Annotated in this window: 21 protein-coding genes; 13 read left to right on the forward strand and 8 right to left on the reverse strand. The window is 37.9% G+C overall.

Features of this window, described 5'->3' with window-relative positions; all coding sequences use genetic code 11:
• Positions 1-76 precede the first annotated feature (76 nt).
• A complete protein-coding gene (locus ACQ2HF_RS11705; protein ID WP_432410601.1) occupies positions 77-1,531 on the reverse strand; it encodes a membrane dipeptidase in 1,455 nt (484 codons plus the stop codon).
• A 141-nt stretch (positions 1,532-1,672) separates the two neighbouring features.
• A complete protein-coding gene (locus ACQ2HF_RS11710; protein ID WP_432410602.1) occupies positions 1,673-2,161 on the reverse strand; it encodes a hypothetical protein in 489 nt (162 codons plus the stop codon).
• Between the two features lie 135 nt (positions 2,162-2,296).
• Between ACQ2HF_RS11710 and ACQ2HF_RS11715 the strand changes: the two genes are divergently transcribed.
• The 7 genes from ACQ2HF_RS11715 to ACQ2HF_RS11745 all read left to right on the forward strand — a co-directional run bounded on the left by ACQ2HF_RS11715 (position 2,297) and on the right by ACQ2HF_RS11745 (position 12,249).
• Positions 2,297-5,203, forward strand: coding sequence for an FAD-binding and (Fe-S)-binding domain-containing protein (locus ACQ2HF_RS11715; RefSeq protein ID WP_432410603.1), 2,907 nt, complete (start codon positions 2,297-2,299; stop codon positions 5,201-5,203).
• Between the two features lie 86 nt (positions 5,204-5,289).
• Entirely contained in the window at positions 5,290-6,369 is a 1,080-nt protein-coding gene (gene aroC, locus ACQ2HF_RS11720; protein ID WP_432410604.1) for a chorismate synthase, read from the forward strand.
• 125 nt (positions 6,370-6,494) lie between these two features.
• The gene (locus tag ACQ2HF_RS11725; RefSeq protein WP_432410605.1) at positions 6,495-7,940 is read left to right on the forward strand and encodes a dicarboxylate/amino acid:cation symporter; all 1,446 of its coding nucleotides are present in this window, start codon (positions 6,495-6,497) and stop codon (positions 7,938-7,940) included.
• 118 nt (positions 7,941-8,058) lie between these two features.
• A complete protein-coding gene (locus ACQ2HF_RS11730; RefSeq protein WP_432410606.1) occupies positions 8,059-8,865 on the forward strand; it encodes a hypothetical protein in 807 nt (268 codons plus the stop codon).
• An 83-nt stretch (positions 8,866-8,948) separates the two neighbouring features.
• Complete coding sequence (gene gshB, locus ACQ2HF_RS11735) at positions 8,949-9,977, forward strand: glutathione synthase (protein WP_432410607.1); 1,029 nt, start codon at positions 8,949-8,951, stop codon at positions 9,975-9,977.
• Between the two features lie 275 nt (positions 9,978-10,252).
• Positions 10,253-11,083: an N-formylglutamate amidohydrolase gene (locus tag ACQ2HF_RS11740; RefSeq protein ID WP_432410608.1), complete on the forward strand. Its 831-nt coding sequence runs from the start codon at positions 10,253-10,255 to the stop codon at positions 11,081-11,083.
• Between the two features lie 2 nt (positions 11,084-11,085).
• Entirely contained in the window at positions 11,086-12,249 is a 1,164-nt protein-coding gene (locus ACQ2HF_RS11745; RefSeq protein ID WP_432410609.1) for a flavohemoglobin expression-modulating QEGLA motif protein, read from the forward strand.
• On the opposite strand, the gene ACQ2HF_RS11750 is transcribed toward ACQ2HF_RS11745, so the two are convergent.
• Both ACQ2HF_RS11750 and ACQ2HF_RS11755 read right to left on the reverse strand, forming a co-directional pair.
• Positions 12,250-12,654: a thiol-disulfide oxidoreductase DCC family protein gene (locus tag ACQ2HF_RS11750; RefSeq protein ID WP_432410610.1), complete on the reverse strand. Its 405-nt coding sequence runs from the start codon at positions 12,652-12,654 to the stop codon at positions 12,250-12,252.
• A gap of 164 nt (positions 12,655-12,818) precedes the next feature.
• Positions 12,819-14,978 (reverse strand): endonuclease MutS2, encoded by a 2,160-nt coding sequence (locus tag ACQ2HF_RS11755; RefSeq protein ID WP_432410611.1) that lies wholly within the window; start codon positions 14,976-14,978, stop codon positions 12,819-12,821.
• A 97-nt stretch (positions 14,979-15,075) separates the two neighbouring features.
• Between ACQ2HF_RS11755 and ung the strand changes: the two genes are divergently transcribed.
• Both ung and ACQ2HF_RS11765 read left to right on the forward strand, forming a co-directional pair.
• Entirely contained in the window at positions 15,076-15,741 is a 666-nt protein-coding gene (gene ung, locus ACQ2HF_RS11760) for a uracil-DNA glycosylase (RefSeq protein WP_432410612.1), read from the forward strand.
• Between the two features lie 5 nt (positions 15,742-15,746).
• Entirely contained in the window at positions 15,747-17,201 is a 1,455-nt protein-coding gene (locus tag ACQ2HF_RS11765) for a CotH kinase family protein (protein WP_432410613.1), read from the forward strand.
• Positions 17,202-17,434: 233 nt separating this feature from the next.
• Here ACQ2HF_RS11765 and ACQ2HF_RS11770 read toward each other — a convergent pair whose 3' ends face one another.
• The 4 genes from ACQ2HF_RS11770 to ACQ2HF_RS11785 form a co-directional block, all read right to left on the reverse strand.
• Positions 17,435-18,283, reverse strand: coding sequence for a substrate-binding domain-containing protein (locus ACQ2HF_RS11770; RefSeq protein WP_432410614.1), 849 nt, complete (start codon positions 18,281-18,283; stop codon positions 17,435-17,437).
• Positions 18,270-19,157 (reverse strand): nucleoside phosphorylase, encoded by an 888-nt coding sequence (locus ACQ2HF_RS11775; RefSeq protein ID WP_432410615.1) that lies wholly within the window; start codon positions 19,155-19,157, stop codon positions 18,270-18,272. The genes ACQ2HF_RS11770 and ACQ2HF_RS11775 overlap by 14 nt, the downstream gene beginning before the upstream one ends.
• Positions 19,158-19,274: 117 nt before the next feature.
• Positions 19,275-19,601 carry a translation initiation factor gene (locus ACQ2HF_RS11780; RefSeq protein ID WP_432410616.1) on the reverse strand — a complete coding sequence of 109 codons (327 nt, stop codon included), beginning with the start codon at positions 19,599-19,601 and terminating at the stop codon, positions 19,275-19,277.
• Positions 19,602-19,770: 169 nt separating this feature from the next.
• Positions 19,771-20,721 carry an isopenicillin N synthase family dioxygenase gene (locus ACQ2HF_RS11785; RefSeq protein ID WP_432410617.1) on the reverse strand — a complete coding sequence of 317 codons (951 nt, stop codon included), beginning with the start codon at positions 20,719-20,721 and terminating at the stop codon, positions 19,771-19,773.
• A gap of 121 nt (positions 20,722-20,842) precedes the next feature.
• Between ACQ2HF_RS11785 and ACQ2HF_RS11790 the strand changes: the two genes are divergently transcribed.
• The 4 genes from ACQ2HF_RS11790 to ACQ2HF_RS11805 all read left to right on the forward strand — a co-directional run bounded on the left by ACQ2HF_RS11790 (position 20,843) and on the right by ACQ2HF_RS11805 (position 24,354).
• Positions 20,843-22,849, forward strand: a complete 2,007-nt coding sequence (locus tag ACQ2HF_RS11790; RefSeq protein WP_432410618.1) for an alpha-ketoacid dehydrogenase subunit alpha/beta — start codon at positions 20,843-20,845, stop codon at positions 22,847-22,849.
• Between the two features lie 99 nt (positions 22,850-22,948).
• Positions 22,949-23,110, forward strand: coding sequence for a DUF1328 domain-containing protein (locus ACQ2HF_RS11795; protein ID WP_432410619.1), 162 nt, complete (start codon positions 22,949-22,951; stop codon positions 23,108-23,110).
• Positions 23,111-23,156: 46 nt separating this feature from the next.
• Positions 23,157-23,642: a lipocalin family protein gene (locus ACQ2HF_RS11800; RefSeq protein WP_432410620.1), complete on the forward strand. Its 486-nt coding sequence runs from the start codon at positions 23,157-23,159 to the stop codon at positions 23,640-23,642.
• 1 nt (position 23,643) lies between these two features.
• Positions 23,644-24,354: an OmpA family protein gene (locus ACQ2HF_RS11805; protein ID WP_432410621.1), complete on the forward strand. Its 711-nt coding sequence runs from the start codon at positions 23,644-23,646 to the stop codon at positions 24,352-24,354.
• Positions 24,355-24,375 lie beyond the last annotated feature (21 nt).

A 24,375-nucleotide genomic window follows, 5' to 3' on the forward strand; every position in this document is an offset into this window, starting at 1 on the left:
TTACTGCCTTTACTCATCATTACTTCAAAGGGCACTATTTGTAGAAACCGTGTTCCAGAATTTCCCACTTGCAACTTCAGAAATTCTTTTTCAAAAACTCCATGGCATTTTTATGAAGCACTCGCTCCACGATGGTCTCTGCACTAATTTTATTGAACTCTTTTAAACGGCTTCGATTTTCTTGTAGATAATCATTGGCGTGCTGTAGCATTTCTTCGCCCAGGTCTTTAATGTTTTCGGCGGTCCATAACCCTTTTATTGGATTTACAATTCCGTCAAAATCGCTACCAATGGTTTGAATTCCCCAGCAAAATAAGCCTTCATTATTTAATACTTCAGCAATGTGTTCTACCTGTCTCCATACTAATAACGATTTTTTCTGAAGCTGTTTTCGTTTGTTAGGAAAATAGATTTTAGAGGCATTAATTGCTTTTTTACTACCAATACGGCGCTCATCTAGCTGTATTCCAAACATACCATTACTATTGGCAATACGTATAAGTTCGTCATCGTAAAAATTAATATCAATGTTATTGAAATAGTGCGCTTGTTCTGGATAATCTGTCACATCCCATTGTACGATGGACCGTTGCCCGTTTACCGCCCCGTGACTGGCAATAACAGGTACATTTTCTCCTTTAAATTTGGTGTCCAGTAAATTGTAATAGGCTTTCCTGGACATAGTACTCATATGTTTTATGTCTATGGGGATTCTGTGTCCATTTGTATCGTACAGCAAGCGCTCCAGAACTTCCACTCCTAATTCAGTAATCCCAGTGTTTAACCCCCTTTTTTGGTTATCTTTTAAAGCCCCTATACTAATGCTGCTTGCGTGACCACATAGCTCATTGTAAAAATGGTGTGCCAAGGTTATAAAGATGGGTTTATGTTCCCAATCCTTTACTTTCATTAAATTTTCTAGCACTTCAATGGGGTCTGCAGTGTCTTTGTTTATGTCTAAACCCGTATTAAAAGAGTGTCCTCCCTCTATAGAGAGTACAATACTTATAATCTTTTTATTATTGGTATCGCTTTTTTGGTTTTCTTCAATTTCAGTAAAACTCTTTACCAGCCTATAGGTATAAAAAACGCCCTCTATTTTATGTACCTGATTATTTAATTGTTTATAAAAATCATATTCACTTTCTAAGTCCTCATAATAATCTTGATGGTTCATTACGGCATCTATTCGGCTTTGACTTATACTGGCGGCTAGGTTTACCAAAATATCGGTTAATCCTTTCCATCCCAATATCCGCTTGCTCAAAAAATGTTTTTCAAAAGGATAAAGGCTTACAATTACAACCTTGGCGCCAGATCTTGCTAATGCGCTCATATCGGTTTGTGTGAATTTAGTAAGAGTCACTATCCTGTTCACAAATTTTTCAAACACATTGGGTGGGCTATAGTGCCAAATGGAATTCTTTCTTTCAGCATCTATGGTATTTTGTTGGCTAGGGTGGTATTTAAAACTCTTGCTGTATGGTTTTAGTGAGGGATGACAATGAATATCTACATAATGAGTTTTCATAAATGGCAATTAGTTGTAATTTATAAAAATGCGATAATTTGTTCATTTAAGGAACAGGAAAAACCCTATTTTCTTTAGTGGTTTACCGCAAAAAAAACGCCCATAAAGGGCGTTTTTAAATCTATTTTATGGATCTCAGCTTTAAAACTGATACCTAACACCTAGTGCTATATCAAAATCAACATCGTCATTTACATCTCCAAAACCAAATTCTGGTCTAAAATCAAGGGATAAGAGAAGTGGAAAATCAAAATCGTATTCTATCCCAATATCACCAGCTGCATATACATACGTTTCAGTATCGTCGTTGCCAGGAAAATTATCTTTCTTATCAAAATCTACTTGAGCAACACCACCACCAGCACCTACATACCAATTAAAACCACCGTCAATGTTCCATACCCATTGGTATAATCCCGTTAATCTATAGGCATTGAAATTTTTATTGCTACGCCATCCTAAGTCAAATTCTAGACGGTGTTTGGAGTCCAGATAGCGTTGGTAACTTACTTCGGTACCAAAACCATCGCTGTCTCCCAATCTAAGTCCGATTGCGTTTTTTTCTTCTTGTGCATTTGCATGTAAGCCAAAGCCGAAAACAACCAAAGCCATAATCATTAATTTTTTCATATTGTATAGTGTTAGGGTTATTAATTTTTACAAACCTAGGTTATTTGTACGCTAGTATGAGTTAATGAAATGTTAGACTTTTATTTGATGAAGTATTGCTTTGCGTGTTCTAACCCATTACTTTTACAATACTCCATGAAAGACAAACTACTTCAGTTACAAAATTCTTTATCTGGTGAACTTCATTTTGATGTGCTTCACAAAACTATCTATGCTACAGATGCTTCGGTATACCGCAAAGTGCCCTTGGCTGTTGCGTTTCCTAAAACTGAAGCCGATATAAAACAACTTATTCAATTTGCACAGGAAAATAATACGTCTATCATTCCCCGTACCGCTGGCACATCACTCGCTGGGCAATGTGTAGGTGATGGTCTAGTGGTAGATGTTTCTAAACATTTTACACGTATTTTGAGTGTCGATGAACACGCTAAGACAGTGACTGTGCAGCCTGGCGTTATTAGAGATGAGTTGAACAGTTATTTAGAATCTTACGGCCTCTTTTTCGGTCCCAATACCTCTACCAGCAATCGTTGTATGATAGGAGGAATGGTAGGGAATAATAGCAGTGGAACCACCTCTATTAAGTATGGAGTGACGCGTGATAAAGTTGTTATGTTGAAAACAATTCTCGCCGATGGAAAAGAGGCTGTGTTTTCTGAACTCTCTAAAGCTGAATTTATTGCAAAAACTAAAGAAAGCACCTTAGAAGGCGTGATTTACACTATGTTGTATACTGAATTATCCTCAGAAGCAACCCGTGCCGAAATAATCAAAGAATTCCCAAAACCTGAAATTCATCGCCGAAACACTGGCTATGCAGTTGATGCGCTACTAGAAAATGAAGTATTCTCCACTTCCGAAGAAAAAATAAACCTTTGTAACCTACTCTGCGGAAGTGAAGGCACACTAGCGTTCACAACCGAAATTACACTTCAACTAGACCATCTTCCACCTACTGAAACCGCATTAATAGCCGCCCAATACGAAACGCTTGAAAACTGCTTAAACGACATCAACAACGTCATGCAACACAGTGTGTACACCTGTGAAATGATAGATGATGTAATTTTGGACTGTACCAAAAAGAATAAAAAATACGAGCCCTATCGCTTTTTTGTGGAAGGTGTGCCCAAAGCATTGTTGCTTTTGGAACTGAATGCGGGTTCACAAAACGAACTTAACACACAAATAGAAGCACTGTTAGCGACCTTAAGCGAATCGGGCTTAAGTTATGCGCAACCAGTACTAAAAGGCGCGGAAATCACCATGGCAATGGAATTGCGTAAAGCAGGTCTCGGATTGTTGGGCAATATGGTGGGCGATAAAAAAGCGGTGGCGTGTATTGAGGATACGGCGGTGGCGCTTCCAGATTTGCCAGCTTTCATCAAAGAGTTTACTCAAATAATGAAGGGGTATAATCAGGACGCTGTCTATTATGCCCACGCAGGAGCTGGAGAATTGCATTTGCGACCTATTTTAAATCTGAAAACAGACGAGGGAAAATCCTTATTCCGAAAGATAACGACAGATGTAGCAAAACTTACCAAAAAATATAAAGGCTCTTTCTCGGGCGAACACGGCGATGGGATTGTCCGTGCCGAATTTTTGCAATTACAGATTGGTGAAGCCAATTTCGCGCTCTTACAACGAATTAAAAACACCTTTGACGCTAATAATATCTTCAATCCTGGCAAGATTACCGATGCCTGGCCTATGGACGAAAGCCTCCGAACCGATTTCCCGACGGAAGAAATCCCAACGCAATTCAACTTTGGAGATTCACAAGGTATTCTTCGTTTGGCTGAAAAATGTAATGGTAGTGGCGATTGCCGGAAAACGGAACAAGCAGCAGGTGCCATGTGTCCTAGCTATCACGCTACAAAAAATGAAAAGGATACCACCAGAGCCCGAGCCAATATGCTTCGGGAGGTGTTGACTCATAACGATGCAGCTAATAAATTCGACTCACAAGAATTAAAGGAAGTGTTCGATTTGTGCATTGGTTGTAAGGCTTGCGCCACAGAATGCCCAAGTAATGTGGATATGGCAACCGCAAAAGCAGAGTTTTTGTATCAATACAGAAAGGCAAACGGAGCTTCTACTGCCGAAAAGCTGGTAGGAAAAAGTACCTATTTCAATAAACAAGCGGCAAAATATCCTACCATTACAAACTTCTTATTTAAAAATTCAATTACTGCCGGAATTATAAAAGCACAAGGCAATATTGCTGAAAAACGCACCCTTCCAAAGGTGTCAAGTATACGTTTTAGTAACTATATTCAAAATACTCAAAAACAGAATATTACAAAAAATAAAGTTATATTATTTGTAGATGAATTCAGCAATTATTTAGAAGCTGAAATCGCTATAGATGCCTATGAATTATTAAATGCTTTAGGGTATCAAATTGATGTTGTTCACCATCTAGACAGTGCCAGAGCGATGCTCTCCAAAGGATTTCTGGACGAAGCGAAAATAGAGGCCGAAAAAAACGTAGCCTATCTTGCGCCTAAAGTCTCGAGAGAGGTGCCTTTGTTGGGGATTGAACCTTCGGCAATATTAGGGTTTCGGGATGAATACCTTCGGTTGGTGGACGATTTGCAAGGCGCGCGGCATATTTCAGAAAATACGTTCTTGATAGAAGAATTTTTAGCTTCAGAAATAGAACGAGGCCATATTTCCGCAGCTCAATTTACTTCCGAAGAAAAACAGATAAAAATCCACGTGCATTGCCATCAGAAGGCACTCAGTAACCAAAAAGTAACGTTCGATATGTTGAATCTTCCTTTAAACTACAAACCTACCATCATTACTTCGGGCTGTTGTGGGATGGCAGGGAGTTTCGGTTACGAAAAGGAACATTACGACGTGAGTATGAAAATAGGGGAGCTACGGTTGTTTCCTTCTGTTAGAAAAGCTTCAGAAGATGTTCTAATTGCTGCCAATGGCACCAGTTGCAGGCATCAAATAAAAGATGGGACAGCTCGAGAAGCCTTACATCCTGTAACTATTCTGAGACGCGCTCTTAAAGCTATGTAGCAGTGTTAACAGCAATGTTAATAACGTAGACCCACGATTACTTTCACTATTGGTGCGAAACATTTACATTTGTTGAAAACCCCACTATGGCAGGCAATACCTTCGGTACCGTTTTTAAACTCACCACCTTTGGAGAGTCGCATGGAGTTGCCATAGGTGGCATTATAGAGGGTTGTCCGGCAGGACTTTACGTAAATTTGGATGCCATTGAAGCCGAAATGCAACGTCGCAAACCCGGCCAATCTGCTATTGTCACTCAGCGAAAAGAAGAAGATAGCGTTCGGTTTCTTTCAGGAATATTTGAAGGAAAAACCACGGGAACGCCTATTGGCTTTGTGATTGAGAATACCGACCAGAAATCTAAAGATTACTCCCACATAAAAGATACTTACCGTCCGTCGCACGCAGATTATACGTTCGATAAAAAATTTGGACATCGGGATTATCGTGGTGGCGGGCGTTCTTCGGCGCGGGAAACTGCCTGTAGAGTAGTGGCAGGAGCGATTGCCAAGCAATTACTGAAGGATGTTAGGATTACTGCCTATGTTTCATCTGTTGGAGAATTAACTTTGAATAAACCATATTCAGAAGTTGACTTTTCAGAAATAGAAAAAAACCCCGTACGTACTGCAGATGCTGAAATGGCTTCAAAAATGGAAGCGTATATCAAGCAAATTAAAAAGCAAGGTGATACCGTGGGCGGAACCATAACATGTGTACTTCAAAATGTACCTGTTGGTTTGGGAGAGCCTGTTTTTGATAAGCTGCACGCGCAATTGGGCAAAGCAATGTTATCGATAAACGCCGTAAAAGGCTTTGAATTTGGTAGCGGATTTGAAGGAACAAAGATGAAAGGTAGCGAACACAACGATATTTTTAATGAAGACGGAAGCACCCAAACCAATCACAGCGGCGGTGTGCAAGGCGGAATTAGCAATGGCGAGGATATTTACTTTACAGTTGCTTTTAAACCTGTGGCCACACTTATTCAGAAACAAAATACTATAAATAGCAAAGGAGAAATGGTTGAAATGATGGGTAAAGGGCGTCACGATCCTTGCGTAGTACCACGCGCAGTGCCCATTGTAGAAGCCATGGCGGCCCTAACACTAGCCGATTTTTGGATGCTGAATAAATTGTCTAAATTGGGCTTCGATACAATTTAATAAAGCACTCGCTTATGCTCGGGCTTCATTAAATCACTCAGCCAGATTTGATATTGCATCCCAATTACAATTTTGAAGTAATAAAAAATAAATAATAGAGCTTCGCAAGAAGCGAAATAAACACTATGAAGAAATTAGCATTACACTGGAAGATTATTATAGGATTAGTTTTAGGTGTTATCTGGGCGTTACTCTCCAGTAGTTTAGGATGGAGCCAATTCACGATAGACTGGATTGCCCCTTTTGGTACTATTTTTATAAATCTTTTAAAGATGATTGCCGTGCCATTGGTATTGTTTTCGGTAATTAGCGGTGTTGCGAATATTGGAGACCCTTCTAGTTTAGGTAGAATGGGAGGGAAGACGCTTCTGGCGTATTTAATCACTACTGTGTTAGCAGTTTCCATTGGCTTAACCCTGGTTAATATCATTAAGCCTGGTGCTTTAATAGATGAGGATAGCCGTATTGACAACCGTATTAGTTATGAAATTTGGGCAAGTGAACAGGGCTATGAAATTAAGGATGGTATTAATTATTTACAGGATCCAGAATTTTTAGAGCGCGCCCAGCGTATCACAGATCTCTCTAAAAGCGAATTACAAGATGCATCCGTTTCAGAAAAAATGGAAACTGCCAATATGACTAAGGATGCCGGACCTTTACAGGCATTAGTAGATCTCGTCCCTCAGAATTTTTTTAAATCGCTTGGTGAAAATGGACTTATGTTACAGATCATTTTCTTTTCCTTGTTTTTTGGTATTTGTTTGCTCTTTATTCCGAATGAAAAATCACAACCTGTTACTAAAGTTGTAGATAGCATTATGGAGGTTTTCCTAAAAATGGTAGACTTCGTGATGCAAGCAGCACCCTTCTTCGTTTTCGCATTGCTTGCAGGGGTAGTAAGTAAAATGGCAGGCAACGACATTAGTAAGGTATATGAGATTTTTAAAGGATTGAGTTGGTATTCCTTAACGGTAATAATAGGGCTATTCTTTATGATTTTTATCATGTATCCTCTTATCTTAAAAATATTTGTAAAGAAAATACCTTATAAAGGTTTTTTTAAAGCCATAAGTCCAGCACAGACCTTGGCTTTTTCTACTTCTAGTAGTGCTGCTACATTGCCTGTGACCATGGAATGCGTAGAAGAAAATCTTGGCGTAGATAAAAAAATCACAAGTTTTGTTTTGCCAATTGGCGCCACGGTAAATATGGATGGTACGTGTTTGTACCAGGCAGTTGCTGTAGTATTTTTAGCACAATTACATATGATAGATTTAACGCTTGGGCAACAATTAATTATTGTGGTTACAGCAACTTTGGCTTCTATAGGATCTGCCGCAGTGCCTAGCGCAGGTTTGGTGATGCTTATTATTGTACTGGATTCTGTAGGATTAAATCCAGCTTGGATTGCTATTATCTTTCCGGTAGACCGAATATTGGATATGATACGTACGGTGGTAAATGTAACCGGAGATGCAACTGTTTCAACCATTATTGCTAATGGGGAAGATATGCTGCATTATCAAGATCATAATCCTTCCGATACGTTCGACTTGGATTCGGAATAAAACATAATATTTAAACAATTCTATTGTTTCAGAAATACGCAAAACAAGCTTTCGTATTGTAATTTTTTGTATCTTTAATTGTAATTTAACTCCCCAGTTTGTCTAAAAGCATACTGGTATGAGATATTCTGCAATTACTTCCTTTATTTTAATCTTTTCGTTTTCTTGTATTTCCCAAGTTGGGATAGGAACCATTACACCTTCACCAAGGTCTGTTTTGGAAATCAGCAGTTCTTCAAATGGAGGAGCCAGCTATGGTGGTTTTTTACCCCCTCGAGTCTCTACCATTGTACAACGGAACATGATAAGTCCCGGTTTTAGTGATGTTGGCATGCTCATTTTTGTTGAAGCTATTGGCTGTTTGCAATTGTGGGATGGAGACTCATGGGAAAACATCACGTGTGTGACCGTTGCTACCCCAGAAATCTGGATTAATGAAATCCATTATGATAATATTGGTACCGATACAGGAGAAGGTTTTGAAATAGCTGGTGTGGCAGGAACAGATTTGAACGATTATCAAATGGTGCGCTATAGTGGTAATGGCGCTGGTTTTGCTACTACAACAGGCGTCCCAATCAACCTTACGGGCTTTATTCCAAATGAAGGGACAGGATTTGGCACCTTGGCTACGTTACTTCCTGCAAATGGGCTTCAGAACGACGATGAGGGTTTAGCGTTGGTGAAAATTTCTACAGGAAATGTCATTCAGTTTTTGAGCTATGAGGATAGTTTAATTGCTACCAATGGACCAGCCATGGGTATGGTTTCAGAAAATATTGGAGTTAGCGAGTCTAATACAACAACTCCTGTGGGAACCTCTTTACAATTGGTAGGCACAGGAAACGAATATGTGGATTTTACATGGACTACGGGTAGCGTGGCTAGTTTTGGTGCTACCAATACGGGACAGGTGATTAATTAATATTTCGCGTATCCTTTTAATAATTCTCTTGTAGTTCCTAGAACTTTTGTATTTTGGTTTTTCTAATCAAGAAAACCAATCCTATGAACGTCTGTTTCATTATGTATCCCTGGGAAGAAATGGATCCCGAAAACGATTCCACATTGGCAATGATTCAGGAATTCGCCAAACGTGGTCACGGTCTGGCCATTACAACGCCCGCAAATCTTACCATTCGCGATAGTGTAGCCTTTGCCTTTAGCCGTTGTTTAAAACGAATGGAAAAAGTTCCCAACAAGCTTACTTCGTTTCATAAAAAAGCAGAATTTTACGACGAAATGTTACCTATGGCAGGTTTCGACGTAGTTATTTTACGTAGCAATCCGCCGTTGGATATGATTATGCTTAACTTTTTAGATAGCGTAAAAGACGATGTGTTTATTATGAATGATCTGGATGGAATTAGACGCGCCAACAATAAACTATACACTGCGGTCTTCGAAGATGACAAAAATGAATTTATTCCAAGAACTCACGTAACTAAAAATAAAGAATACCTTAAAAAAACCATTAAAGAAGGACCAGAGAGGATGATTCTGAAACCGTTGAACGGTTATGGAGGCTCAGGAGTTATTTTAATTGAAAAGAGAGCCATGAAGAGTATTAACTCCCTATTAGATTTTTATATAGATAACAAAGATGGGACTTCAAATTATGTAATCCTTCAGGATTATATTGAAGGAGCAGAAAAAGGCGATGTTCGAATTTTGTTACTTAACGGCCAACCTATTGGTGCCATGGCTCGTGTGCCAGGTGAAGAAGATCATAGAAGTAACGTATCGGCAGGTGGTTCGGTACAAAAGCATTCGTTGTCTAAACAAGAAAAGGAATTATGCCGAAAAATTGGTCCAAAATTAGTAAAAGACGGACTTTATTTCTGCGGAATTGATGTAATAGGAGGTATGCTGGTTGAAGTTAATGTAATGTCTCCAGGGGGCATAACCTACATCAACAAAGTATACAAAACCCGTATTCAGGAAAAAATAATCGATTTTGTAGAAGATAAGGTGCTAGAACGGGTAACGGCGTTTGAACGAAGAACGAAGCTTCGAAAGCACGTTAGTGATGCGTAATTGGTTAACTAGGGAAGTAGGGAGTCAGTTTTAAGGATGCTGTGCTTTTATAACACGTGATAAGGAAAGTGCAACTATAGTAGATAGTTGGCTATACTATAAATAAAATGAAGATTAATTATGATGAAAAAAATATTCTAAATAGAATTCATTAGTATTCATATTTGAATGTGAATAATGGAACTGAAAATACGTATGATTCTGAATTGAACCTAAATTTAAAGTCAAAACTAGTTTACAATTTACCCAATTTAACCAATTCACCAATTCACAAAATGCAACGCCTCTCCATTTCAGAAATAATCGCTAAAATTTCAGCAGAAGAAACTTTTGAAGCTGTCGTTAAAGACTATTCATTTACCTTAAAGATTGATAAATATGTTCCATATCTCTGTGGTGCCGTACACGATGGGCATCAGTTTCGTAAAGAACTGTGGGAAAATTGTTTACATACTGAGTACGAACGCTGGTTTGAAGAAGATCCTTGTACCAAAGCATTTGTAAAGACACATCCCATTGTTATTGCAGGATGCGATAGTAGGTTTGAGTATGACCTAAACCGAGATCCGGAAAATGCAATTTATGAAGATGCCTGGGGCAAAAAACTTTGGAAGCAACCTCTAAATGCTGTTCAACAAAAAAAAAGCTTGGATAAACATGCTGCTTTTTACAGGGTTTTACACACATTATTACAGAAGCTGGAGGAAAAGTTTGGAGCGGTTGTGGTGTACGATATGCATAGCTACAACTGGAGGCGCTGGGATAGAGAAGTGCCGGTAATTAATCTGGGAACTTCAAATATTGACAATGAACGCTTTGGTGCTTGTGTTGAAGATTGGCGGCAATTGCTTTCAGAATTAGAGCTGCCAAATGACTTGGAATCTACTTCAAAAATTAACGACACCTTTCAGGGAAATGGTTATTTTTTAAAATATACTACGCAAAACTTCAAAAATACCTTAGTTTTGGCGACCGAATTCAAGAAAATTTATTGTGACGAATTGCGGCAGATAATCTATCCTGAAGTAGTACACGCTATAGAACAACAACTTCAGCATACCATAAAAACTCACGCAGACCAATTCTACAAGACCTACAAAAATTAACTATGGCAATTGCCGAAGAAATTATACAACAACACCCTAATCTTTTTAAAATCGATTTTAATTTGAACAAACTCGTTCAAAAAATCGAATTGCTTAACTATATAAACCCAATTAATATTGAAGCCGAGAAGCGTAATTTTTTTGCATCTAAGTACAATGTAAATCCGAATTTTAAATACCGAAAAATAGATTTTAACGCGCATACTCTTCAGCAACAACTCTTTACTCAGGATATAGATGCTATTAAAGATGATGTAAGCCGAAATTTTTACAGGGATGTTATTTACGATTATTCTGGTGTTATCCAGTGCATTGAAACCATTGGTAAAGGCCAAAAATTTTATTACAATGCATTAAAATCTTTCGGAACACCTACAGATAAAGATGTTGAAAATGCCAGATTTATTCTTCATTTCAAAGATGAAGAATACGATAGCGAGATGTTTCCTGTGTTTAGTGTAGATGAAGCTGCGAATTATTTTGACGAATTTAATAAACGGTACAATTTTAAGTTCAATGTGAAGCTGTCCACTAAAATTTCGGCAGCAGCGATGGTACAGAACAACACCCAAACGCTTATTCTTAAAAAAAATCATAGGTTTAGTGCGAACCAGTTAAAAGTCTTAGCAAATCACGAGATTGGTGTTCATATGGTAACTACATTTAATGGTTTGAGTCAGTCCTTAAAAATCTTTCATAATGGCTTTCCAAACAATGTAGAAACCCAGGAAGGCCTGGCAGTTTTTAGTGAATATATGAGTGGTTGTCTTACGTTGCACAGGCTTAAAGAATTGGCATACCGTGTCATGGCAGCCGATAGTTTACGCAAAGGTTTCAGCTTTTGCGATACATTTGATTTGTTACACAACCAATACAAACTCAACAGGGAGGAAGCTTATAATATCACTTTACGTGCGCATCGTGGCGGAGGTTTTACCAAAGATTATATGTATCTCACAGGTTTAAAAAAGGTGTATGATTATTTTTTTAACAAGGAAAGTCTAAATCCCTTGTTAACGGGAAAAGTTTCGTTAGAACATACATCTATTGTAAAAAAATGGCAAGAAGAAGGGCTGGCAGCAGGGAATACCTATACTAATTTTGCATTTGAGCGTAATAACAACCAAAATGAAAAGTTGGATTTTATTTTGAAGAATTTGAAGTAACTACAAAAACTTACTGCGCAACTCCAGGGTAGGAATCATACAGCTTTCTTTTTTTCCGTACCATTTATAGCGATGTTTTGCAACATAATCATACACCCAATTTCTAATGAAATTTGGAATTAGCATAAAACCATAAAGAAATGGGTAGGCACCTCCTAAATGTTTTGCAATTTTTAAGGCTGCCGTAGATTTTGTGTAGGCTTTATCACCATCTAATAAGATGATAGAATCGGTCTGTGAAGTATCAATCTTATATTTTTCCAACAACGTTTTCCCGGGTTCTTCTTGCAGTGCTGCAAATCGGAATAGATCTTTTTTGTCGCGTTGAATTACAAACGTAACAGAACTATCGCAGAGGTTGCAAACGCCGTCAAATAAAATTATTTTATGTTGCGAAGTAGACATTTTATTAAAAATACTAAATTCTTATTTATTTGTGATAGTTGTTGAAATCCTAAATTCCAAAAACAAAATTCCAAAAACAATTTTAAATATTTGCTTCAATGTATCAATTAAAAAGAAATCTTTTTTCTCCCCTTTCGGGGGAGATGCCTATGGGCAGAGGGGGACTAAACTTTTTCAAGTTCCTCCATACTTACGTTTGTAGTAAACATTCCATAATTTACAAAAGCCTTATTCTTTTCAATGGTGTCAATGGTACCAATGGCCCGGCCATCTATCATGCGTACTCGGTCGCCAACTTTTAAGGTTACTTTTGGTTTTGGTGGGGGTGCTTTTTTGGCTTCCTCTTTTTCTTTCTTCTTCTCTTTTCTAATTACGGCAACTTTTTGCTCTACTTCTTGTTTTAGTTCGTGTTTTTTCTGCTTGACAGCTTTTTTCTGTTTGGGTTCTAGCTTTTTACGCTTGCTGTTTTCAGTCAATACCATTTTAAAAAGCTCTTCTAGCAATTGCTTTTTTTGCTTGTTGTTGAAATACTTTTCGGACAAACCATCAAACTTTCTTCCTAAACTAATTAGTTTTTGATTGGAGTCATACAATTCCTGATAGCTTTCCAGCTTTTCCTGAACTTTTGCATTTACTTCGGCCAATTGTTTACTTTCTACACGGGCTTTTTCTGCTGAAGTTTCTAAACTCTCGGATGTTTTCCGAAGTTTAGATCGCTCTTTTTGAAGATTTGCAATGGTTTTATCAAATCGAATCTTTCCTCGCTCAATCTTTTTCTTCGATTTGTTAATTAAGCTATACGGGATTCCATTTTTTTGAGCTACTTCAAACGTAAAAGAACTTCCTGCTTCTCCCATTTGTAATTTGTAAATAGGAGCCAGAGATTTACTGTCAAACTGCATATTGGCATTCACCGCATGGGGCAGCTCATTTGCCAGAAGTTTTAAATTGGCGTAATGCGTGGTAATAATTCCAAAAGCCTCACGTTCATAAAATACTTCTAAAAATGTTTCAGCCAGCGCGCCCCCCAACTCGGGGTCACTTCCGGTACCAAATTCATCAATTAAAAATAGTGTTTTCTCATTACATTTTCTAAAAAAATGGTTCATCTTCTTCAGTCTGTAACTGTAAGTACTTAAATGATTTTCGATACTTTGATTATCGCCAATATCTGTCAAAATTCTGTCAAAAAAACACACTTCACTTTGTGGCGCTACCGGGATTAAAAGTCCGCTTTGAAGCATAATTTGTAACAACCCTACCGTTTTAAGCGTGATGCTTTTTCCTCCGGCATTAGGCCCCGAAATAACTATAATCCTCTTGTCGTGAGATAATTCAATACTTTGCGGATGTGTTTTTCCCTTTCTTTTTTTGTTGGAAACCAGTAATAATGGATGATATGCATCTATTAAAGATAATTGCCTGTCTTTGGTAAGTAATGGCAGTACACCATTAATGGCCACCGCATACTTTGCTTTGGCAAAAATAGTATCGATGTGTGTGAGGTATTCTTGAAAGGAGGCTAAGTGATGATTGTAGGGACGTACAAATTCAGTTAATGCCTTTAAAATACGTTTTACTTCTTCGGTTTCTTCATAAAAAAGATTGCTTAGTTCGTTGGCGTATTCCAGCGTTTCCTGTGGCTCAATATACACCAGACTTCCAGTTTTTGATTGTCCCAGAACAGCGCCATTTATTTTTTTACGATACATCGCTTTTACAGCCAAAACACGGCGATTGTCCACAACGGTTTCACGAATTTCATCCAGATAGTCTGACCCCGAATACTTACTCAACGCTTTTGTAAATGAAGAGTTAATTTGTCCTTTCACTATAGTTAATCTGCGGCGAATGGTCCCTAATTCTGAAGAAGCTTCATCTTTTACTTCCCCATACTTATTAAATATTTTCTTAATTTCTTCAGCAATAGCAGGCGTGAACTCTATTTCTTCTGAAAAATCCTGCAAGGCTATATAAAACTCTTCAAACTTCTTAAAGAATTTCAGCAAGGTTTGTGTGGCTTCTGAAAGTCCCAGGATTTTTCTAAAACTGAAACTTTCCAGCGTACTGTTTTCAATCTCCAATAACTGAAGTTCCTTGAAAATAGGTTCAAAGCCGTGATTGGGAATAGGGGAGTCACTACCAAAAGAAGCGGTAAATTCTTTTACGCGTTGTAAGGAGGGTAAAACCTCTTCGGTATTCTTAAAAGGTGTAATAGCACGTACCTTTTCATTTCCAGGATGGGTAATGCAAAATTCTGAAACCTGCTCCAATACCGTATGAAACTCGACGTCCTCTAATGTTTTTTTATCAATTTTTATCATAGGTTTCCCTTGCAATGGGAATAGTTGTAAGAAACTTTTTTATGTAACACTTCAAAAAAAGCGTTGGGGTATGTAATTTTACACAAAAGTACACATAATGAATATAAAAATTGAAGAGAGTTGGAAGTCTGTTTTGGCTTCAGAATTCGAAAAACCTTATTTTTCAGACCTTATTCAATATGTAAAATCTGAATATGAAGCGCATACGTGTTATCCTCCGGGAAACCAACTATTTTCAGCTTTTGATTATACGCCATTTAACGACGTAAAAGTTGTAATTTTAGGGCAGGATCCGTATCACGGACCAAAACAAGCAAATGGATTGTGTTTTTCGGTGGCTGATGGGATTGCTATTCCGCCTTCGTTGCAAAATATGTTTAAGGAAGTCAAATCGGATTTAGGAATTTCACCCCCTAATTCTGGAAATCTGGAACGCTGGGCACATGAGGGAGTGCTGTTATTAAATGCGACATTAACTGTGCGAGCACATCAGGCCGGGAGCCATCAAAAGAAAGGCTGGGAACAATTTACAGATGCGGTGATTTCAAAACTATCAGAAGAACGAAAAGGAATCGTATTTTTGCTTTGGGGTGGTTATGCTAAGAAAAAGGGAGCTAAAATTGACACATCCAAACATTTGGTATTAACAAGTGGTCATCCATCACCCTTAAGCGCTAATAGAGGCTATTGGTTTGGAAATAAACATTTCAGTAAAGCCAATGAATACCTTAAAAAAAACCATAAACAAGTCATTAACTGGTAAACGGAATGAAAATTGATTTTAAAAAAGCCATGAAAGCTACAAAACAACTTACACTATTAGCAACCTTGTGTGTCACACTTATTGCTTGCGGACAAAATTCACCCATTTTTATACCAACTGCGCACAGTTATCAAATAGATCACAGTAAGAAAATTATTGTGCTAAATATTGATGTTGAAGATGTGGTAACCCAAGAGATAACAGATCTTCAGCTAGAAGATACCTATACATTTTCAACACCCGCCAGGGGGTTAAAAGATACTGAAAGGTATACCGTAGAAAAGAATGGGGAAGCGTATAGTTTGTTTATTACAAAATCGCCAATCCTTGCTATACAGGTTCATGACAGCTTGACGAAACAACCAAAAGTATTGGGGCATTTCCGCTATTTTGATGCAGACACCACCTTTACGAGCGTCGTAGGGATGGATTTGAGAGGGAATTTGTCGCTTACGTATCCAAAGAAATCTTTTAATGTGGAGTTTTATACCGATTCAGTTTCAAAGGGTCAAAAAGACATAAAACTTAAAAATCTCCGGAAGGATGATGATCTAATTTTGGACGGTTTATATAATGAACCCTTGCTATTAAGAGCATACACATCTCAAAAATTGTGGAAAGAAATCCACACACCGCACTATATTTCCGAAGAGAAAAGTGCACGCGCTACGGTAGATGGATTTTATGTAGATCTTTTTATGAATAACGAGTACAGAGGTGTTTATTTGGTTTCAGAAAAAATAAATCGAGGCTTGTTAAAACTGAAAAAAATAAAAGGTGATACAGTGCGAGGAGAATTATTTAAAGCGGGGTATTACGATCCCGGCACATCATTTAAAGGCGCTCCGGATTTTAAAAACTCATTACCTACCTGGGCAGGATGGGAGATGGAATATCCGTATGAAGATTATACTGCACATTACGACAATTTACATAAAGCCATCACATTTGTAACCACAAGTAGCGATGTAGAATTTGTACAACAACTACCAGAATATTTTAAGGTTGATAATCTGGTAGATTACTTTCTATTTATCAATTTAATAAGAGCTACAGACAACCTGGGAAAAAATTTATATTTGGCTAAGTATGATGCTGAAACACCTTATTTTATTGTGCCTTGGGATATGGATGGAGTGATGGGAACCATACAGGCCGGAAAGAGAATCCCAACAACAGATGATATTTTAAGTAACCATCTATTTGATAGAATGCTGGATAATGCAAGCTTAAAAATTAAAATGAATACACGTTGGGCCGCTTTAAGAAATAGCGCATTTGCCGAAGAAGTTTTAGTAGCGAGTATTAAGGACACCTATATTGAAATGTTGCACGAAAAAAAATACGAAAGAGATCAACTAGCGTGGGATAAAAGCCACGAAGAAGAACATCTAACGTATATGCTAGAATGGTTAAAAAATAGAATTGCGTATCTGGATACGTTTTTTAAAGATGAATAGGTGAGGTGTTCCTACTCTTCTGTTTCCTGTTCGGTAGCGTTGCAACTAAATTGTAACAAAAGAAAATTAGTTACTAGCAAAGCCCCCAAAATGATGAAAAATATACTCATAGTCTTGCTTTTATAGTAGTAAGATGTACGAGTTGTAAAAAGGTTGCGTAGTAAGAAAAAAAAATAGCTCAAATTCTTTTAAAGAGAATTTGAGCTATTTTTTTTAAGAGCGTACTCGGTACCTTACCGAAGAATCCTCGCCACGGGAACTTCTTTTTCAATCAATTCTAATTGAACCAACTTTTGCTGAACTCTTGTTATTTCTGAAGAAGTTAATTGTTGCTGGCTCCATTCAGTTAAAGAAAGCCATTCTTGTACGTCTTCTAATTGTTGATGGTAGCGGTTGCTAATCATTCGGTCTATACTAGGGATGTCTTTAAATTCTGAAGTTGTTCTGTTTATAATTTCCAGTATAGCATTTACACTAAACGCATCGTCTTGCAGCACCTCATCTCGCACTGCAATCACAAAACACGGCCAGGGTGTAGGACATTCTCCCACCCGTCTAAAGGGACCATTATCCACATAGGGTTTGGTGGTGAATTTTTCCCACATAAAATAGTCGCCGTTACCTTTTGGGAGTTCTTCCAGCGCCCCGTCGAGACTTTTAACTACTTCAAAATTTATATCTTTTTCTATGTTCCAACCTTCGTTTTCGGCATTTACATACGCCATTAAATGAGAACCCGAACCAAATCTGCTAATAGCACAATCTGTTCCTTTTAAGTCTGAAACGGTTTGATACCCCGAATTTTCAGCCACATGAATTCCCCATATTAGAGGCGATTGTATAAAACCCTGTACAATTTTTGACGGATTACCTTTAACGATATCGCGAATTATTCCTTCGGTAAGGATTACTGCCATGTCAATTTCGCCATCTCGTAAGGCTTTGCACATCTGGCCCGTACCTCCGTGGTAGTCTATCCAGCGTAAGTTGATATTTTCTTCTTGGTATTCCTTGTTTTTTAGCGTGATATACCACGGCAAATTAAAATGCTCTGGCACGCCGCCTATTTTAAAATTCTTCATGAACAAGTAAATCTAATGTTGTTAAAATCAATTGATGTATGCTTTCCTTTGGTTTTTTACTGAACTCTCCAGTGGTTCGATTGGCTAAAATTGCATTTAATGAAACCGCACGATGGCCTAATAGCTTAGCCATTCCATACATACCAGACGTTTCCATTTCTAAATTAGTAATCATTTCATTCTTATACCGAAAGCTTTCGAGCTTTTCATTTAAACCTTCATCCTGTAGAGCCAACCGAAGTTTTCGCCCTTGTGGTCCATAAAATCCGACGTTAGTTGCTGTAATTCCTTTCAGAAATTCTTCAGATTTAAATATATTTAGTAACAGGGCATCTCCCGAAACCACATAAGGAACTGATTTTTGTGGGCTCCAATGGGTATGTTTCACAAGTTCTTCAGAAAAATTTGTGTCCAAAAAAGCTGTATTCGCGTAGAAATGAAGTAAACTATCAAATCCTATTGCTTTTTCAGAAACCAAATAACTGTCTATTGGGATGTCAGGTTGTATAGCCCCTGAGGTACCAATACGTATAAAATTGAGTTGCGTAAATTTCTCTTTAATCGTTTGCGTCTTCAAATCTATATTTACTAAAGCATCCAACTCATTAAAGACAATGTCAATATTATCGGTGCCAATTCCTGTTGAAACAACCGTGAAACGTTTTCCCTTGTAACTTCCCGTTTGTGTTTTAAATTCGCGTTTGTGTACTGTAAACTCAATGGAGTCAAAATGTTTGGTCACATCGGTCACCCGGTCTGGGTCACCTACCGTGATGATGGTGGTAGCTATATTTTCAGGTTTTAATTGTAGATGATAGATGCTGCCATCTTCGTTTAAGATAAGTTCGCTAGGCGGAAGAGGTTTTTGCTTCAATGTTTCAATTATTTATAAATCGGGTATCAGTTCCATAAAGTCCCACGTTCTGAAACAGGCCAGGCGCTCAAAGGGACACTCAAAATTATCAATCTAAAATGATAATTCTATATTTTTTTATCCTCCAACACGTTTGGTTTTAAAGCCTTTGTCCTGTAAGAATTCCATAATCTGCTTTCGGTAATCTCCTTGTATAATAATTTGCTCATTTTTAAAACTTCCACCCACGCCTAGCATTGTTTTTAGTTCTTTGGCGAGTTGTTTAAAGTCGCTTTGAGCTCCGGTATAGCCTTCAATTATGGTGATAGGCTTGCCTTTTCGTTTTTCATATTTGCAAATCAGAGGATCTTCCTGTAACCATATAGTAGATTCTTCCTCGGTTTTTGGTGTTTCCTGAGGTTCGTGATCTGGGAATAAGTTTTTAAGTTGATCTTGTAAGTCCAAAGATTAATTGTTTATGGTTTGTGGTTCTTTTCCTAAAAGTTAATAGGTAATTCAGTATTCTAGGTTTCTAAGTCTGCCTATCGTTCCTTGGCAGGCAGGTGGTTTTGCTCAAATTCATCTAGCAAATTGCAATGATTACATTCGCAAAATTGTATCGAAGAACTAAAATCTATTTTTTAATCAGTCCAATTTCTACCAGACGTTGGTGTAAAAAGTCGCCTGCAGTAATGTCTTCAAAAGCTTTTGGATGTTCCTGGTCTACACATTCTGGCATACAATTTAATTTCATCTCACTTCTTGGGTGCATAAAGAAGGGTATAGAATAGCGTGGATTTCCCCATTCCTCTTTTGGCGGATTCACAACGCGGTGAATGGTAGAGCGTAGTTTATTGTTGGTGTGACGTTCCAGCATATCGCCTACGTTTATCACCAATTCGTCTTCCTTTGGGATGGCATCCATCCATTCGCCGTCTTTACGTAATACTTGTAAACCTCCTGTAGAGGCTCCCATTAACAGCGTAATCAAATTAATATCTCCGTGTGCTCCAGCGCGTACAGCTCCTTTGGGTTCTTCGGTAATAGGAGGGTAGTGGATAGGACGTAGAATGCTGTTTCCATTGGATGCCCAATGATCAAAATAATGTTCGTCTACGCCAATATATAAAGCAAGCGCTCTCAATACAAAGATTCCTGTTTTTTCCAACATTCGGTAGGCTTCCATTCCAGTTTTGTTAAAATCTGGAAGTTCGGTTACTTCAACGTTCGCTGGATATTCATCCGTTAATTTTGCGTCGGCATCTGCTTCTTGCCCAAAATGCCAGAATTCTTTTAAATCGCCTTCTTTTTTTCCTTTAGCATGTTCTTTTCCGAAGGAAACATACCCACGTTGTCCGCCCAATCCTTCAATTTCATACGAGGCTTTAGTTTCTAAAGGAAGCGCAAAAAATGCTTTAATCTCTTTATATAATTCAGCAACCAAATCATCACTCAAAAAATGATTCTTAAGGGACACAAAGCCAATTTCTTCATAGGCACTACCAATTTCATTTACAAATTTTTGCTTTCGTTTAGGATCGTCACTTAGGAAATCGGCTAAATCTACACTCGGTATATTATTCATAATTGTCAATTTATACTACAAAGATACCAAAATAGCGGCTTATTTTTAGTTCAAAATAAATACAGCTTACAATAGCTCTACCGCTTAATTTTTTTACTTTTGACTTTATAAATAGTACCCCATGAAACCTGAAACGGCTACCCCCATATATTTTACATACGATAGAACAGGCATTGAAGACAAAACGCTCCTCGAGTTGTATTCAAAAATGCTGAAACCCAGATTGATAGAAGAAAAAATGCTCATTTTACTACGCCAGGGAAAAGTTTCCAAATGGTTTAGTGGGATTGGACAGGAAGCAATTTCGGTAGGAATTACTACGGTGTTAAAACCGGATGAATATATTTTGCCAATGCATCGTAACCTTGCTGTATTTACAGGGCGCGACATCCCACTGCACCGCTTGTTTTCGCAATGGCAGGGTAAAGCGAATGGTTTTACGAAAGGCCGCGACCGTAGTTTCCACTTTGGGACACAGGAATATAAAATTGTGGGTATGATCTCTCATTTGGGACCTCAATTTGGTGTGGCAGATGGGATTGCATTGGGAAACAAGTTAAAAAACAACCAGCAAGTGTGCGCTGTATTTACTGGGGAAGGGGGAACGAGCGAAGGAGATATTCACGAAGCATTGAATGTAGCTTCGGTATGGCAATTGCCAGTGCTTTTCTGCATAGAAAATAATGGCTATGGACTTTCGACACCAACCAGCGAACAGTATAACTGCGAAAACTTAGCAGATCGTGGAAAAGGCTACGGTATGGAAAGCCATATTATTGAAGGAAATAATATTTTAGAAGTGTATACCAAAGTGAAATCGCTTGTGGAGGATATGCGTGAGCATCCAAGACCTGTGTTGCTGGAGTTTAAAACTTTCAGAATGCGTGGTCACGAAGAGGCAAGTGGTACCAAGTATGTTCCAGAAGACTTAATTGACGAATGGGGAGAGCGTGACCCATTGCTGAATTTTGAAAATTATCTACTAGCTGAAGGATTGCTTTCTGAAACTAAAATTGAAACTTTAAAAGAAGAAATTAAGAAAGAAATCAATGATAATCTTGATATCGCTTTTGCTGAAGAAGGTATTACATCTACTAAAAGCATTGAGTTAAATGATGTGTTTGAACCTTATGCATATCAAGAAGTTAGCGCAAACAAAGAAACTGAAGAGCTTAGATTAATTGATGCTATTTCCCAGGGTTTAAAGCAGTCTATGGAGCGTCATGATACCACTGTGATTATGGGACAAGACATTGCAGAATATGGTGGTGTCTTTAAAATTACTGAAGGCTTTTTAGAGGCATTTGGTAAAGAACGTGTCCGTAATACGCCAATATGCGAAAGTGCAATCGTATCGGCAGCCATGGGTCTTTCTATTAATGGGTTTAAAGCTATTATGGAAATGCAGTTTGCAGACTTTGTAACTTCAGGGTTTAATCCTATTATTAACTATCTGGCAAAAAGCCACTATCGCTGGGGTCAAAAAGCCGATGTCGTGGTGCGTATGCCTTGTGGTGCTGGAGTTGGTGCAGGTCCTTTCCACAGTCAAACCAATGAAGCATGGTTTACTCATACCCCGGGATTAAAAGTAGTGTATCCAGCTTTCCCATACGATGCTAAAGGATTACTGGCAACTGCTATTGAAGATCCTAACCCTGTGCTATTCTTTGAACATAAAGCCTTGTATAGAAGTATTCGTCAAGAAGTGCCTACAAATTATTACACCCTACCTATTGGTAAAGCATCTTTATTAAGAGAAGGAAAAGATGTTACTATTGTAACATACGGAGCTGGTGTACACTGGGCTTTGGAAACCTTAGATGAATTGACAACTATTTCAGCAGATTTGCTGGATTTAAGAACATTATCGCCTTTAGACACCGAGGCAATATTTGCTTCAGTTAAAAAAACAGGGAAGCTTATCATTCTTCAGGAAGATAGTATGTTTGGTGGTATGGCTAGTGATATTTCTGCGGTAGTTTCAGAAGAATGTTTTCAATACCTAGATGCACCTATTAAGCGTGTTGCTAGTATGGAGACCCCTATCCCGTTTGCCGCTGCTTTGGAAGAGCAATACCTTCCAAATAAGCGATTTAAGCAGGAATTAACCAATTTGTTAGCTTATTAATCTTTTAACATTTGCTGTTAAACTTCACACAAACCTTTACCATAGCACATCGAGGCACCGTATCTTAGTATCATTATTAACCAATAAAAACTTAATATTATGGTACGCTGGATAATTATTTTTCTTGTAATTGCTTTAATAGCAGCAATATTCGGATTTGGTGGCATTGCAGAAGGTGCAACCGATATCGCGATGATTATTTTCTGGATTTTCTTAGTACTCTTAGTACTATCCTTATTATCAAGAATCTTTAGAAGATAATATTTTTTAATTTAAACACTTATAATAAACAACCAAAATTAAACACATGAAAAAAATCCTCATTCTTACTGTCATGGCTGTAGTCGCATTTTCTTGCGGAACACCAAAAACAGTAATTCAAGCAAAAAAAGAAGTAAAAGGCTACTGGTCTCTGGATAACATAAGTTATAGCGAGTCTGGTACATTTAATGTAACCATCTTCAACGATACCTCTAGAGAGTGTTTTGAAGGTAGTACATGGCGCTTTATCCCCAACAACAATAGTGGTTTATATACCGTAAATGGAGGAGATTGCTTACAAGGTGATAGAAATTTCATTTTTAGCATTCAGGAAATCGATCAAACCTCAGGATTGTATGATTTCTTATTGAAGCCAACTATGAAATTAGGTAAGCCAGATAAAGACAACTCTATAGGATTTAGAGTACGTTTAGCGCAGTTAAGTGAAAATAATATGCGTTGGGAACAAACTGTAAATCTTGAAGGAAAACCTTTTACAATAACTATGAACTTTTCTAAAATAAATGAATAATATGAAGACAATATATCGAAAAATATCAATCGTAACCCTAGCACTTGCAACTTTAGTGTTGTTTACTAACTGTGAAGCTACTAGAAATGCTAATAACTCTCAAAAAGGTACTGTAATTGGTGCTGGTGGAGGTGCTATTCTTGGCGCTATCCTTGGGAACAATATAGGTAAAGGTGGAAACGGTGAAATTGGTGCCGTAATTGGAGGTGTCGCCGGTGGTGCCGCTGGAGCAATTATAGGAAGAAGAATGGATAACCAGGCTAAAAAAATTGAGACTGAAATTCCTGGTGCACAAGTAGAACGTGTAGATGATGGTATTGTAGTAACTTTTGATGAGAATTCTGGAGTGTATTTTGACACTAACAAATACAACATCAATGCGAAATCTATGGTGACATTAGATAAACTAACAGGTGTATTACGCGAGTATCCTGATACGAATGTATTAGTAGTAGGACATACGGACAATACGGGCGCAGACGCTTATAATATGACTTTGTCTAAGCAACGTGCAGAATCTGTAACAACGTATTTTACTACAACTAAAAGTTTAGGAGCTGGTCGTTTTACAACCAACTGGTATGGTGAGCAAAGCCCTGTGGCAGACAATAATACTGCCGAAGGTCGTGCACAAAACAGACGTGTAAACGTTGTTATTGTACCTAATGATAAAATGAAAAATGACGCCGAAAACGAAGCGAATAAAGGATAATCACCTTTGCTTTTTCAGAAA

This window comes from Rasiella sp. SM2506 (genome assembly GCF_050859505.1).
In the GTDB taxonomy this organism is placed as follows: domain Bacteria; phylum Bacteroidota; class Bacteroidia; order Flavobacteriales; family Flavobacteriaceae; genus Marinirhabdus.